The organism is Hydrogenophaga sp. T66 (assembly GCF_057219855.1).
Window position 1 is genome coordinate 730,287 of record NZ_JBXVVX010000001.1, and the last position, 13,723, is coordinate 744,009.

The 13,723-nt window shown below is 67.1% G+C and carries 11 protein-coding genes; 6 read left to right on the forward strand and 5 right to left on the reverse strand.

All coding sequences use genetic code 11. The annotated features are described in order from the left end of the window. Window positions 1-213 precede the first annotated feature (213 nt). The 5 genes from AC2D80_RS03410 to AC2D80_RS03430 all read left to right on the forward strand — a co-directional run bounded on the left by AC2D80_RS03410 (window position 214) and on the right by AC2D80_RS03430 (window position 5,176). The gene (locus AC2D80_RS03410; protein WP_484631570.1) at window positions 214-816 is read left to right on the forward strand and encodes a hypothetical protein; all 603 of its coding nucleotides are present in this window, start codon (window positions 214-216) and stop codon (window positions 814-816) included. A 328-nt stretch (window positions 817-1,144) separates the two neighbouring features. Beyond that, entirely contained in the window at window positions 1,145-1,693 is a 549-nt protein-coding gene (locus AC2D80_RS03415; RefSeq protein ID WP_484631571.1) for a hypothetical protein, read from the forward strand. A 456-nt stretch (window positions 1,694-2,149) separates the two neighbouring features. Then, entirely contained in the window at window positions 2,150-3,376 is a 1,227-nt protein-coding gene (locus AC2D80_RS03420; protein WP_484631572.1) for an alpha/beta fold hydrolase, read from the forward strand. A gap of 462 nt (window positions 3,377-3,838) precedes the next feature. After that, entirely contained in the window at window positions 3,839-4,408 is a 570-nt protein-coding gene (locus tag AC2D80_RS03425) for a hypothetical protein (RefSeq protein ID WP_484631573.1), read from the forward strand. 189 nt (window positions 4,409-4,597) lie between these two features. Next, complete coding sequence (locus tag AC2D80_RS03430) at window positions 4,598-5,176, forward strand: hypothetical protein (RefSeq protein ID WP_484631574.1); 579 nt, start codon at window positions 4,598-4,600, stop codon at window positions 5,174-5,176. Between the two features lie 28 nt (window positions 5,177-5,204). On the opposite strand, the gene AC2D80_RS03435 is transcribed toward AC2D80_RS03430, so the two are convergent. From AC2D80_RS03435 to AC2D80_RS03445, 3 genes are read right to left on the reverse strand one after another with little or no spacing between them, the layout of a single operon-like run. Next, window positions 5,205-6,002: a BPSS1780 family membrane protein gene (locus tag AC2D80_RS03435; RefSeq protein ID WP_484631575.1), complete on the reverse strand. Its 798-nt coding sequence runs from the start codon at window positions 6,000-6,002 to the stop codon at window positions 5,205-5,207. Beyond that, window positions 5,999-7,006, reverse strand: a complete 1,008-nt coding sequence (locus AC2D80_RS03440; RefSeq protein ID WP_484631576.1) for a homoserine kinase — start codon at window positions 7,004-7,006, stop codon at window positions 5,999-6,001. Before AC2D80_RS03440 ends, AC2D80_RS03435 begins: the two co-directional genes overlap by 4 nt. An 11-nt stretch (window positions 7,007-7,017) precedes the next feature. Further along, on the reverse strand, window positions 7,018-7,383 hold the full coding sequence (locus AC2D80_RS03445) for a hypothetical protein (protein ID WP_484631577.1): 366 nt from the start codon (window positions 7,381-7,383) through the stop codon (window positions 7,018-7,020). A 78-nt stretch (window positions 7,384-7,461) separates the two neighbouring features. Between AC2D80_RS03445 and polA the strand changes: the two genes are divergently transcribed. Then, window positions 7,462-10,242 (forward strand): DNA polymerase I, encoded by a 2,781-nt coding sequence (gene polA, locus AC2D80_RS03450; RefSeq protein WP_484631578.1) that lies wholly within the window; start codon window positions 7,462-7,464, stop codon window positions 10,240-10,242. Between the two features lie 23 nt (window positions 10,243-10,265). On the opposite strand, the gene AC2D80_RS03455 is transcribed toward polA, so the two are convergent. After that, on the reverse strand, window positions 10,266-12,821 hold the full coding sequence (locus AC2D80_RS03455; RefSeq protein WP_484631579.1) for a PAS domain-containing sensor histidine kinase: 2,556 nt from the start codon (window positions 12,819-12,821) through the stop codon (window positions 10,266-10,268). Continuing rightward, complete coding sequence (locus AC2D80_RS03460; RefSeq protein ID WP_484631580.1) at window positions 12,808-13,671, reverse strand: sulfurtransferase; 864 nt, start codon at window positions 13,669-13,671, stop codon at window positions 12,808-12,810. Before AC2D80_RS03460 ends, AC2D80_RS03455 begins: the two co-directional genes overlap by 14 nt. Between the last annotated feature and the right edge of the window lie 52 nt (window positions 13,672-13,723).

The following is a 13,723-nucleotide window of genomic DNA, read 5'->3' on the forward strand; positions in this document are numbered from 1 at the left end:
AACCCAACGGCCCTCTCCCTGAACCCCAAGGCCCCGCCGGGCCTTGGGGTTCGTCTTTTGGCGCGCCTGTCCATCGCTCGAACAGGCTCGGCCCGCGCCACTGCCCCCGGCGCCGCAGCGGTGTTCGTGGGCTGGTTTGGGCACTACCGTGCAGATGCCGCCAGGGCTTCCGAGCGGTACGTACCCCAAACACCCACAGCAGGAGCAAACACCATGCATCCCAACACCCAGTCCGGCGGCAAACTGGCCGCCATCACCTTCCTGACCATGGCCGACCGGGACGCCGTGGCTGCGCACATGGCCGCTCTGGCCGAGGAAGACCGGGCCATGCGTTTTGGCATGACCGGCCCAATCACCCACGATCAGTTGGTCAACTTCGCCACCGGGTTCCTGCAAGCGGCTCATGAAGATCCCACGCTGCAGCACTTCGGCGGTTGGGACGAGTCACACAAGACACTGGTGTACCTGGGCAGCTTCCACAGCCCCTCGCCGCAAGACCACACCGTCGCCGAGTTTTCGATGAGTGCCTTGCCGTCGGCGCGCGGTGGCTTGACCAGCCAGGTCATGACCTGGCTGATTCCGGAGTTGCTCAAGCGCGGCTACCAAAAGCTCACCCTGATGTACGAGAACAAGAACGCCGCGGTGGCCGCCATCGCCGCCCGCCACGGCTTCGACGTGCGTCAAGGCGGTGGCGTCATGTTCGGCACGCTGAACATCACGTCACACGCGCCCGTGGCGGAGGTGTGGCTGAAGAAACTCGATGAACTGCTGGCGGCGGTGCGGGCCTCGCAGAAGTCCGCCGGCGCCAAGCTCTGAGCTCGGTTGCCCTGGCCTCGGATCGGGAACGCGGGCCCGCCACTGGCTCGCTTGACGCGAGGAGCCGTCGTGCCTCAACGCCGCGGTCCGCGGCGGTACCGCGCAGCCGCCCGATGCGCCGGCCTTCTGGAAGCCCGGGGCCTCGTGATGCGACCGGGCCTTTCCGGGCAGCGCCACGCCATCCGCGGGTGGTTCGGCGGCACTAGCGCTGGCGCAGGAGAGGGTCAGAAAAGCCCGCCCGCGTGGCTAAGCTGGTCCACACCGGAACGCCTCAAGAGCGGATCTTGAGAGCGGCTTTCCGGCAGACACCCACCCATTGGAGTTCACCGTGAAACTGGAACAACTGACCGACAAAGACATCGACGCCATGGTCGATCACTTCATGGCCCTCAGCCCCGGCGACTACTACCTGCGCTTCGCCTCGGCTGGAAACAACGACCGGGACCGCGTGAAGACCAGGACGGCCGGCATGTTGAAGCGCGGCGCGTGGTACGGCGTGTGGAACGGCAGCCCGCACCGCCACCTCGAGCTCATCGTGTCGTTCGGGGCGAACGACCCCGCCAAGCCTGAGCGCGGCGAGGTGGGCATCAGTGCGCTGGCGTCCGCCCGTGGCGGGGCCACCGCCGAGGTGTCCGGCGAACTGGTCAAGCTGATGCTGGCTCAGAAATTCAAGGTCGCCGAAGGCATGTACCTGATCGACAACGCCGCCGTGGCGGCGGTGACGAAGAGCGTTGGCGCGGCCAAGCTTCGCCAGGGCGCTGTGGTCTTCTTCGAGTTCGATCTGCAAAAGCTGCACGACGACATGGTGGCCACCTACCTGACGAAACTCGACGTCCTGCTCAAGGCAGTTCGGTCGAACCCAGGCGCGCGCCTCTGAGCGCTGTCGCTGCCTCCATCGGGGCGCCTCGGTGCCGCACACCGGGCGATTTCAGGGCGACGGTCGTTGGTAGCCCGCGGCCTGGAGGCGCCTCGTGACTGCGGGCGCTCGCTGCGCCTCGCCCCATCCGTTCCGCCTGATCGACCTCAACGCCAACCGCTTGCCGACAACAGGACCTCGGGCGCCCGTATCGCGCTTCTGGGGCGAGACAGGCCATCTCCATCCCCTTTTTATTGCCGGGGTGATATTGGCGCCAACGCCATGGGTCAAATCCCGTCAATCACTCCGCGGATCGAGGTCAAGTGAGTAACACCGCAGGTTGTCAACCATTGATGCACCCTAGGGTTGATTCACTGGGCCTGAATACGCAGGTTGATCCCAACGGCATGTTTTCCCAGTAGATTGACTTTCCGCCCGATAAGTTTTCGGTCGGTTTGTCCATTTCAGGAGATTGTCATGCCCTACAACTTTCATGTGACCCTTCAAAAAATTGAGGTCAAGGATATTCCTTGTCAAGGCCACGGTGGCACATGGCCAAGCGCCACTCTCGAATATGAAACCTACGGAACACGGCAGGATGCCCATAAAGTTGATAAGCCTGTTATTGTGATCCTGCCGTTCTTTCTCGGCAGTGCGCACGCCGCTGGATTTTATGATCCCAAGGGTACAACGGGCACTGGCTACTGGGAGCCGCTGATTGGCCCTGGTAATGCTTTCAACACGGACACCCACTATATCGTCAGTTTTGGGCCGTTAATCGGCAGGTCATTTGGTCCCCATATTCTGAATCCGGCAACCAAGGCCCCATATGGCAGTGCATTTCCTAATTTCGGCTTTACTCACTACGCCACGATCCAGAAAAAGGCACTCGCTGCGATGGGCATCCATCACGTGGATGTGGTCGCAGGGGCATCCATGGGCTCGCTTCAGGCGTGGCACATGCTGACAGACGATCTGAAGTTCGTCGACAAGATGGTTCTGATGGTCCCCGGTGGGGCCTCCTTGCCGAGGAAGACCCGTCAACTCGCCCGGAAATGGGTCTCCATGCTGGAGAATGATCCTCATTGGAACGGTGGCAATTACTATTCCATGGATCCGAAAACGCATAAGCCGGTACCCTTCCAGCCAGATACCCTGAAGCAAGTGCTTGGTGAATTCTGGTATCGATGCCAGTTTCCTCTGAATAAGCACCTGGTCTGGGATCAGTTGGATGAATACTATGAGGCAATGTCCAAGGAGCTGGGCATAACTACCATTGACAATAGCGGTTTGATTTCAGATGCCTTGGCCAAAAAATTGGCGGATTCCAGTAAGGCTGCTCAGGGATTTGCTGGTCAGCTCGGCAGACTCATTAATGCTACGGACTACAATACCCTGCTCTGGCAATTGCGGACCATTGATTCATTTGCAGCGCTCGACATGGTGGAGGATGAGGCTAAAGTCCAGCGTGACAAGCCTCTTCAGATCATGATCATTTATGCGCCGAATGACGATATCTTCACCGAGTATGCGATCAATGAAACCGGCCTGATTGGTTACAAATTCGGGGCCAAGATCAACACGATCCAGTTCCCATTTGAAAGCGCTCATGGCGTTGGGCTGACAGCTCCCGCACTGAACAAAGAGATGCCTGAGTTGGATCACCAACTGCGGAGCTGGCTGATCGGCGGCGCCAAGCTTTGACCTCCTGGGTGACGCATTCGGCATGGGCGCTGGCGTTGACAAGCCGGTTCGTCACCCACGCTAGGTTTTGGGGCCCTGCGGCGCCCGACCACATCAGTCGACTGGGTGGGTTGGTCGATTGATGGCAGAAGGGCGGGCGCGGCCGCACCGTGTCACGAATGTTCAAGTGACAGCCTTCGCTCGGATTCCCGGGCTGCGATTGCCCGCAGGGAGGGCATTCGTTGAATCAGAGGAGCCACCGTTGGTGGCTCCTCTTTTTTGCGGCGTCCAGCGGCGGGCGCGTGCTCGGGCCCTCGCCCCCGGACCGCCTGCGCTGCCTGGCCTACCCCCTTCACCGCCACCCCAACAGCCCAAGGGGGCCTTTGACGGGCTGCGGGGACTTACTGTGTGTGCCAGCGCACGAAGGATCCCGGTTTCGGGCGCCGGGTTTGTCCATATCCCCGGGATGTTTGGAGACACACCATGAAGATGACAGCTTTGGTCGCCAGCGACACCGATGCGGTGAAGCGGCATTTCAGCGCTTTGAGCCCCGAGGACTTTTATCTGCGGTTTGGGTTGGAGAAAGACGAGAGGGGTGAGCAGCGCCTGATGCGGGCGATTGATCTCACCGTGCGCAATGCCATGAAGGACACCTTTGCCACCTTCTACGGCGCCTGGGATGACGCTCACCAGGACTTGCAAGTGGTGGTGATGCTGGCGCCCGTGGGGGGGAAGGGGTCCACGGTGGTCGAGGTGGCGATCAGCGCGCTGCCGGCCGCCCGGGGCGGGCTGATGGCCAATCTCTCGGGCTGGCTGGCGGGCGAACTGGAGCGGCGCAAGGCCACCGACGTGGCATTGACCTACATGCAGGGCAACCGCCCTGTCCAGCGCCTCGTGGAGCAGCTGAACATGACTCAGGAAAAGATCTCGGGCATCACGTTCCACCGCATGAAGCTCGCGCCGGCTGTCGAGATACTGAAAGCGTGGATCCAGGGCACGGACCAGCTGCTTGCCGCCGCCAGGCAAGAACTCGCGGCGTCGGCCAAGCTGTAAGGCCCGGCTTTGCGCCGGGTCCGGGTGATTCAGGGATTGGCGGGTGCGGCGCACACCCTGGGCCAGACACCCTCGCCCCGGCGGACGGGTGGCTTCCGCCCGGGCGCGGCGGGCTCTACCGTGAGATCGGCGCAGGCGTGATTCCCACACGCCCGCGCCATCCCCACGTCAATCACCCGGAGCATGACCATGAAGATGACACCCCTGAACGCAACCCAGCTCGAAGCCATCAAGGCCCATTGTCTGGCCCTCGACCCCAATGACTTCTATCTGCGCTTTGGCTCGCCCAAAGACGCCCGCGGGGAAGCCTGGGTGTCGGGCTACATCGACTACACGCTGCGCCGCGCCATGAAAAACCGCGAAGGTGCATTCTTTGGCGGCTGGGACGATGCCAACAAGACCTTGCTGGTGTTTGTGGTTATCAACCCGGAAGGCGGGCCGACTTCGAAGGTGTTTGAAGTGTCGATCAGCGCGCTGCCTGCCGCGCGGGGGGGACTCATCAAGGACCTGTCGGGCTGGCTGGTCGGTGAACTGATGAAGCGCGGGGCGACCGATGTGGTGTTGACCTATCTGGAGGGCAACCGTCCGGTCCAGCGCCTGGTCGAACAACTCGGGATGCAGAAAGATGACATCGACGGCGTGCCCTTCCACCGCATGAAGCTGGATGCCCACGCCAAGGTGGTCGAGGCATGGGTGGAGGGCGTCGACAAGCTGCTGGCGGCCGCGAAGACAGAATTGGCCCAGCTCCCCTCCACCGCCAAGTTGTGATCCCGATCCGGCCGGCAGGCCGGGTGGTTCACCCGGCCTGGTTGTCGGAGGGCGCCGGCGCGGTGGCGTCTTCCGTGTCGAAGCTGTCGCGCACCGTGAACCAGATCGAGGTGTGGAACATGGCCGCCATGAGAAGCACCGCCGGGTAGAGCGCCACGCTGATGCCTTCGGTCCCGCCCAGCAGCGAGGCGATCAGACCCAGGAACAGGCCAGCCACCATGAAGACGCCGACCCAGCCCAACGTGAAGAAGAGCAGCGCTCCCTTGTTGGCCCAGCAGGCCAGGAGGCTGAAAAACAGGCTTTTGACCGGTGCGACGCGGTGCCAGAACACCAGCGCCGGCGCGTGCCAGAACACCATCAGCACCGGCACGTACAGCAGCATTGCCAGCCACACGCCGGGCCGGTCAAAGGCCTCGCGCACCATCTCCGGGGTGAGTTCGCCGCCTTCGCCCGCCGTTGGCGGTGCGCCGGCCAGCAGGGCGCCGAGGGCCAGCACCACCAGCAAGGCACCGGCGTACAGCGCGCCCAGCATGAGCATGTCGCGGCGGCGCTCTGCGCCGTGGCGGAAGGCGCTGATCAGCACCGAGGGCATCGGAAAGCGCCCGGCTTCGGCTTCGCGGGTGGCGGCCATCAGGCCCAGCGTGGCGGCCGGCACCAGCGCCACGCCGATCGCGGTGCCCAGCAGCGGAATGATCGACAGCACCGACAGCGTGGCCATGAACATGAAGAACAGGCCCGCCAGCGCGAGGGGCTGGCGGAAGAACGTACGCACGCCGAGCTTCACCCAGGCCAGGCCGGTGGAGGCGGGGTTGTAGCGGAGTTTCATGCGAGGGCAGAAGCGTCGGTGGTCTCGAGGTGAGCATGGGCCGGCAGCCGGGCCCGCAGCACACGCTCGAAATGACGCGGGTCGTGGGGCTTGAGCAGCGCGGCCTCGCGGGGCAGGTGCCAGTCCCACAAGCGCGAAAGCCAGAAGCGCAGCGCGCCTGCGCGCAGCATCGCGGGCAGGAGCGTGCGTTCGGCGGCGGTGAGCGGCCGCACCGATTCGTAGGCGGCGAGGAAGGCGTCGTGCCGTGCGCGGTCGGGCCGGCCGTCGACCGCGTCGTCGTCGGGCGCAATGGCCACGCACCAGTCGTTCAGGCACACGGCAAGGTCGAACAGCCAAGTGTCGGTGCCGGCGAAATAGAAATCGAAGAAGCCGCTGAGTCGGCCGTCTTCGAACATGACGTTGTCGCGGAACAGGTCGGCGTGGATCGGCCCGCGGGGCAGGGCGGCGTATGCGCTGCCAGCGGCGGTGTGGTTCTGGAAGGCCAGTTCGCTGCGGATGAGGGCGGCCTGCGCGGGCGTGAGGTGCGGCAGCACCACCGGCACGGTCTCGTTCCACCACGCCAGACCGCGCAGGTTGGGCTGCTCGCGCTCATAGTCGCGACCCGCCAGGTGCATGCGCGCCAGCATCGCGCCCACCGCTTCGCAGTGGGCGACGCCCGGCGCCAGCTCGCTGCGCCCGCGCAGCTTGTCCACCACCGCCGCCGGCTTGCCCTGCAGGCTGTGCAGGATCTCGCCGCGCGCGTCCGCCGCCGGCCCGGGGACCGGGATACCTCGACCGGCGAGGTGCTTCATCAGGTGCAGGTAAAACGGCAGCTGCTCGAAGCCCAGCCGCTCGAACACGGTGAGCACATGCTCCAGCGTCTGGCCGTCGCGCTCGCTGGTGACGAAGTAGTTGGTGTTTTCGATGCCGCCCTGAATGCCGCGCAGCTCGGTGAGGGTGCCCAGTTGCAGGCGTTCGATCAGGGCGGCGGCCTCGTCGAAACGGACCTCGGTGTAGACGGCCATGCGAGTCGCGATCAGAAGTTCATCAGGCGCCAGCTGCTTCGGCCGGCATTGCCGGTGGCCCGGCCGCCGGTTTCGCCGGGGGCATTGGCACCGCCGGCGGGTGCCACCTGGTAGGCGGGCGCACCGTTTTTGGGCTGCACCTCGATGCTCTGGGTCTGTCCGCCCACGCGCAACTCGTCGATGCGGGTGAGGGCGTCTTCGTGGCGTATCCGCTCAATGCGGTCGCCCGGACCGGGTACGACACGCGGCGTGTCGGTGGGCGCGGTCGAAGCGGGGGCGGTCGGGCTGCCGGAGGGCGTCTGGGCGTGGGCCGGGGCGCCGGCCAGCCACGCGGCCAGGGCGCTGGCGGCCAGCAGGGAGGGGGTGGAGCGGCGCATCCCGCCATTGTAGGCAGCGGGGGCGGCGCGCGCCGGATGGCGTCCGGTCGCCCGGACGCTTTCCCCGACAATGCGGCCATGTCCGCGACCCCCGCCACCCCCGACCCCAACGCCCCGACCCTGCTGCTGATCGACGGCTCCAGCTACCTCTACCGGGCGTTCCACGCCATGCCGGACCTGCGGGCCGTGCCCGGCGATCCCGCGAGCCCGGCCACCGGCGCGATCCGTGGCATGGTCAACATGATGGAGAGCCTGCGCAAGGAGGTGCCGGCGGCCTATGTGGCCTGCGTGTTCGACGCCTCCGGACCGACCTTCCGCGACGCGCTGTACCCCGACTACAAGGGCCACCGCGCCCCAATGCCCGACGACCTGCGCGCCCAGATCCCGCCGATCCACGAGGTGGTCCGGCTGCTGGGTTTCGCGGTGCTCGACGTGCCCGGCGTGGAGGCCGACGACGTGATCGGCACGCTGGCCGTCACAGCGGCGGCTCAAGGCCTCAACGTGGTGATCAGCAGCGGCGACAAGGACCTTGCCCAGCTGGTCAACGACCGCATCGTGATCATCGACACGATGAGCGGCAAGCGCCGCGATCGCGCCGGCGTGCTGGCCGAGTTCGGCGTGCCGGCCGAGCGCATGATCGACTTTCAGACGCTGGTGGGCGACGCGGTGGACAACGTGCCCGGCGTGGAAAAAGTGGGGCCCAAGACCGCCGCCAAGTGGCTGCAGGAGTTCGGCTCGCTCGATGCGCTCGTGGCCCGCGCGCACGAGATCAAGGGCGTGGCCGGCGAGAACCTGCGCAAGGCGCTGGACTGGCTGCCCACCGGCCGCCAGCTGCTGACCATCAAGACCGACTGCGACCTGAACGGCTTTGTCCCGGGTCTGCCGGCGCTCGAGGCGATTCGCGCGGGCGACCCCCAGCACGAGGCGCTGCAGGCCTTTTATGAGCGCTACGGATTCAAGGGCCTGGCCGCCCGCGCCGCGGCCAAGGCGGCGCCGGCGCCGACCGCCGCGCCGGGCCTGTTCGACGAGCCGGCGCCGGTGGTCGCGCCGGCGCGCGAGCGGCGCTACGAGACGGTGCTGACCTGGGAAGCCTTGGACCGCTGGCTGGCCCGGATCGAGACGGCCGAACTGGTGGCGCTGGACACCGAGACCACCTCGCTGGACGAGATGGTGGCCGACATCGTGGGCATTTCGTTCAGCGTGGAGCCCGGCGAGGCCGCCTACATCCCGCTGCGCCACGCCGGTCCGGACGCTCCCGAGCAGCTGCCCTTCGACGAGGTGCTCGCGAAACTCAGGCCGTGGCTGGAGAACCCGGCCAGGCACAAGCTCGGCCAGCACATCAAGTACGACCGCCACGTGTTCGCCAACCACGGCATCGAGGTGCAGGGCTACGCGCACGACACCATGCTGCAAAGCTACGTGCTCGAGGTGCACAAGCCGCACAGCCTGGAGAGCCTGGCCGAGCGCCACACCGGGCGCAAGGGCATCAGCTACGAAGACCTGTGCGGCAAGGGCGCGCACCAGATTCCGTTTGCCCAGGTGGATGTGGCCAAGGCCGCCGAGTACTCGTGCGAGGACAGCGACCAGACGCTGGATGTGCACCGCGTGCTGTGGCCACGGCTGCAGGCCGACGAGAAATTGAAGTTCATCTACGAACTCGAGATGCAGAGCAGCGAGACGCTTTACCGCATCGAGCGCAACGGCGTGCTGATCGACGGCCCCACGCTGGCCGCGCAAAGCCACGAACTCGGCCAGCGCATCGTGGCGCTGGAGCAGGAGGCCTATGCCATTGCGGGCCAGCCCTTCAACCTGGGCAGCCCCAAGCAGCTGGGAGAGATCTTTTTCGACAAGCTCGGTCTGCCCGTCATCAAGAAGACCGCCACCGGCGCGCGCAGCACCGACGAGGAGGTGCTGGAAAAGCTTGCCGAGGACTACCCGCTGCCGGCCAAGATCCTCGAGCACCGCAGCCTCTCGAAGCTCAAGGGCACCTACACCGACAAGCTGGCGCAGATGGCGCACCCGCGCACCGGCCGCGTGCACACGCACTACGCGCAGGCCGTGGCCGTGACCGGGCGCCTGTCCAGCAACGACCCGAACCTGCAGAACATCCCCATCCGCACACCGGAGGGGCGGCGCGTGCGCGAAGCCTTCGTGGCGCCCGCGGGCCACGTGATCGCCAGCGCCGACTACTCGCAGATCGAGCTGCGCATCATGGCCCACCTCAGCGAGGACGCGGCCTTGCTGCGCGCCTTCCACGAAGGGCAGGACGTGCACCGCGCGACCGCGGCCGAGGTGTTCGGCGTGGAAGTGGCGCAGGTCAGCAGCGAGCAGCGCCGCTATGCCAAGGTCATCAACTTCGGCCTCATTTACGGCATGAGCGCTTTTGGCCTGGCCAAGGCGCTGGGCATCGACAACACCGCGGCGAAGAACTACATCCAGCGCTATTTCGAGCGGTTCGAGGGCGTCAAGCGCTACATGGACGACACGCGCCAGAGTGCCAAGAGCAGGGGCTACGTGGAGACGGTGTTCGGCCGCCGTCTCTACCTGCCCGAGATCAACAGCCCGAATGGCCCGCGCCGCAGCGGTGCCGAGCGTGCGGCCATCAATGCCCCCATGCAGGGCACCGCCGCCGACCTGATCAAGCTGAGCATGGTGGCGGTCCAGCAGGCCATCGATGCGCAGCGCAAAGAAACCCGGATCATCATGCAGGTGCACGACGAACTGGTGTTTGAGGTGCCCGAGGCCGAAGTGGACTGGGTCCGCCGCGAAGTGCCGCGGTTGATGGCCGGTGTCGCGTCCCTGAAAGTGCCGCTGCTGGCCGAGGTGGGGGTGGGCGCCAACTGGGACCAGGCGCACTGAATCTCCGCCGGCCGGGCGCGGGATCAGGCGCCGGGGTCGGGTCCGAAATGCAGGCGGAACTCGGCGCCTTCGCCGAGGCGGGCGCGGGCCTCGATGGCGCCGCCGTGGCGCTCCACGATCCGACGCACCGTGGCCAGACCAATGCCCGTGCCTTCAAACTCGCTGGCCAGGTGCAGCCGCTTGAACGGCTTGAACAGCTGGTCGGCGAACTGCATGTCGAAGCCCACGCCGTTGTCGCGCACCGCCAGCCAGTGGACCGCGCCCGTTTGCTCGCCGACGACCTCGACCCGCGGGTCGGGTCGCTTGCGGCTGTACTTGACCGCGTTGGACAGCAGGTTTTCCAGCACCAGCCGGGCCAGCCGGGGGTCGCACCACGCACGCAGGCCGGGTGACACCTGCGCTTGCAGCCCGGTTGCGCCCTCACGCTCCTGGACGACCGCCAGAACCTCGCTGGCCAGGGCGCTGATGTCGACCCACTCGCAGGCCAGCGTGCCCTGGCTCACCCGCGCCAGCGACAACAGGTCCGCGATGATCGACGACATCCGCTGGGTGGAAGACAGCACCCGGTCGAGCAAGGCCTGGTCGTCCGGTGTCAGGCGGTCCCCGAGCTGTTCTTGCAGGAGGCGGGTGAAGCCGTCGATGGTGCGCAGCGGCGACTTCAGGTCGTGGGAGACCGAATAGGCGAAGGCATCGAGCTCGGCGTTGAGGGCCTGCAGCTCGGCCGTGCGTTCGCGCACGCGCTGCTCCAGGGTTTCGTTGAGCCGGCGGATTTCGCGGTCGCGCTGCAGCCGCAGCAACTCGGCCTGGGCGCGGCTGGCGAAGATCGACAGCAGGGCCCGGCGGTCGTCGTTGACCCGCGTGGCCGATTTCCACAGCGCAAACACCACGCCCACCGGCGCGCCGCTGGCGTCGCGCAGCGCCTGGCCGGCGTAGGCTTCGAACCCATCGGCGGCGCGCGGAAAGCGCGCCGACAGGCCGCTCTCGCAGACGAACAAGCCGTCGCGCTGGAGCGTGATGAAACAGGGCGTGGGCCGCTTGTCGAAGCGGTGGTTGGCCACCAGGCCGCCGCCACCCCAGACCGACAGCGTGTTCACCACATGCGCACCCTCGGTTTCGCCCACCACCACCCGATCGGCGCCCACCGCCTCGGCGAGGTGTTTGACCAGCGCGTGGAAGAAGGCCTCGCCCGTCGCGCTGGCCACGCCGCGCGCCACCTGCAGCAGCTGTTGCTGGCGGCGCTTTTCCTCGCGCACGTCCATCGTGGCCGACAGGATGCAAGGCTCGCCTTCGACCTCGATCAGTTCGGCGTACAGCCGACAGTCCACCAGCGAGCCATCGCGGTGGCGCATCTGCGTCTCGTAGCCGTCGATCCGGCCATCTCGCTGGAGCTGCTCGACGAAGCGCGCGCGGTCGTCCGGGGTGAGCCAGGCGCCGATGCTCACCGACGTGTGGCCTCGCAGCTCCTCCGGCGCATAGCCCTGCACCCGGTCCTCCGAGCGGTTGACCTCGATGAAGGCGCCGTCGCTCAGGCGCGTGATCGTCATGTTCAGCGGGCTGAAGTTGAAGGCCTTGGCGAAACGCTCCTCGGAGCGGCGCAAGCGCTCCAGCGCCATGGCTTCTTCGCTCACGGGAGAAACGGTCGTGATCACCAGCTTGTCGTCGCTGTCTTCGCCCATCACGCTGGAGATCACGGTCTCGAACACCGTGCCGTTGGCCCGTCGTCCGCGGCAGCGGAAGTTCTCCACGCTGCGCTCGTCGAGCAGGCGCTGCCGGTAGTGGGCGCGCTCGGCCGGATCGGCCCACAGGAACCGGTCGTCGTTGCCCACCACCTGATCGTGTCGGTAGCCGTACACCCGTTCGAACGCGGGGTTGGTGTCCAGGATCATCCCGGTGTGTGCCGACTGCGCCAGCATCGGGCTGGGGCTGGTGCGAAAGATGCGCGCGAAGCGGTCGAGGCTGCGGTCGCGTTCGGCCGCCACCGCCCGCCGGTGCTCCAGTTCCTCGTGCGCGCGGGCCAGGGCATCGCCGGTGGCCTGTCGGCTGTGATAGACCATCGTGCCGATCACCGCAAGCGAGGCCGCCTGGGTGATCCACACCCGCAACCCGACGCTGAAGTCGGGCGCCTTGCCGAGCCACCCGCCCATCTCGGCCCAGGTGAGCATGCCCAGCATCGCGATGCAGCCCAGCACCGTGACCACCAGCGCGCGCCGCCCCAGAAACACGCCGGCGCCGGCCACGGCGCCGACGAACAGGAAATTGACCGCGGTGCGCACCGAGCCGAACGACAGCACCGACAGGATGGCCGTGATCAGCACGCCGAACACGATCACCGCCGCGACCGGCATCACCGGCCAGCGGCCGCGGCGCAGCAGGAACCACGCCGCCCACGCGACTACCGCCATGAACGCCGCCACGCCCGCCTCGCTTTCCCCGGCGGGAGCGAGCACCATGTCGATGGCCATGACCACCAGCGACACCACCCCGATGGACAGCGCGATCGCGCGCAGCGTGGCGCGCTGGGCAGCCTCTTCCTGGCCCGGCACACGCACCGGGCGGCGGCTCGGTTCAGCCGCGGGCACGGGGCGTCCCCGGGGTGTGGCACCAGGCGCTCCAGCTGCCCGGGTAGAGGGTGCCGCGGTCCAGCCCGGCGATCGCCATGGCCACCAGGTTCGGGATGGCGCTCACGCCGCTGCCGCACTGGTGGACCACCGTGGCCGGGTCGCGCCCGGCGAGCAGGGCGGTGAACTCGGCGCGCAAGACCTCGGCCGGCTTGAATCGCCCGTCGGGCAACAGGTTGTCGCCGAAGGGGCGGTTGAGCGCGCCAGGGATGTGGCCGGCCACGGGGTCCAGCGGTTCGACCTCGCCCCGAAAGCGCGCCGCCGCCCGCGCGTCGATGAGCGCCAGGCCGGGTTGCCCGACCCGCGCCAGCAGGCCCGCGGTGTCGATGGCCTGTTCCAGCGCGGGCCGCAGCGTGAATCGCGCCGGTTCCGGTGCGCGTTTGGCCGGGTGCGCCGGGCCCGTCGCCACCGGGCCGCCCGCCGCCTTCCAAGCGGCCAGCCCGCCGTCGAGGATGGTCACCGCGGCGTGACCACACCAGCGCAACATCCACCAGAGCCGGCCAGCGAACGCGATGCCCGCACGGTCCATGACGACCACCTCGGTGTCATCACCGATGCCCCACGCCGCCGCGCGCGCCGCGAACGCCTCGCGGGCGGGCAGGGGATGACGGCCCTCGGTGGGACCGCGCGATTTGTCGCTCAGGTCGAGGTCCAGGTCGGCGTGCACAGCGCCGGGCAGGTGCTCGGACTCAAAGAGCCGCCGGCCGGCGCCCGGGTCGGTCAGGTCGAAGCTGCAGTCGATCACGCGCAGGCGATCGCCGCGGTCAAGGCGTTGCCGGAGTTCGCCGGCCGAGATCAGGGGTGACAGCATGCGCGGATTGTGCGGCAAGGGGCCCACCGCGCCACCGGTTTTCCCCGGGATT

Excerpts from the sequence above, each read along its gene's own strand:
- AC2D80_RS03410 (WP_484631570.1), top strand. The coding sequence starts at position 214 with ATGCATCCCAACACCCAGTCCGGCGGCAAACTGGCCGCCATCACCTTC.
- AC2D80_RS03420 (WP_484631572.1), top strand. The coding sequence starts at position 2,150 with ATGCCCTACAACTTTCATGTGACCCTTCAAAAAATTGAGGTCAAGGAT.
- AC2D80_RS03425 (WP_484631573.1), top strand. The coding sequence starts at position 3,839 with ATGAAGATGACAGCTTTGGTCGCCAGCGACACCGATGCGGTGAAGCGG.
- AC2D80_RS03430 (WP_484631574.1), top strand. The coding sequence starts at position 4,598 with ATGAAGATGACACCCCTGAACGCAACCCAGCTCGAAGCCATCAAGGCC.
- AC2D80_RS03435 (WP_484631575.1), bottom strand. The coding sequence starts at position 6,002 with ATGAAACTCCGCTACAACCCCGCCTCCACCGGCCTGGCCTGGGTGAAG.
- AC2D80_RS03440 (WP_484631576.1), bottom strand. The coding sequence starts at position 7,006 with ATGGCCGTCTACACCGAGGTCCGTTTCGACGAGGCCGCCGCCCTGATC.
- AC2D80_RS03445 (WP_484631577.1), bottom strand. The coding sequence starts at position 7,383 with ATGCGCCGCTCCACCCCCTCCCTGCTGGCCGCCAGCGCCCTGGCCGCG.
- polA (WP_484631578.1), top strand. The coding sequence starts at position 7,462 with ATGTCCGCGACCCCCGCCACCCCCGACCCCAACGCCCCGACCCTGCTG.
- AC2D80_RS03460 (WP_484631580.1), bottom strand. The coding sequence starts at position 13,671 with ATGCTGTCACCCCTGATCTCGGCCGGCGAACTCCGGCAACGCCTTGAC.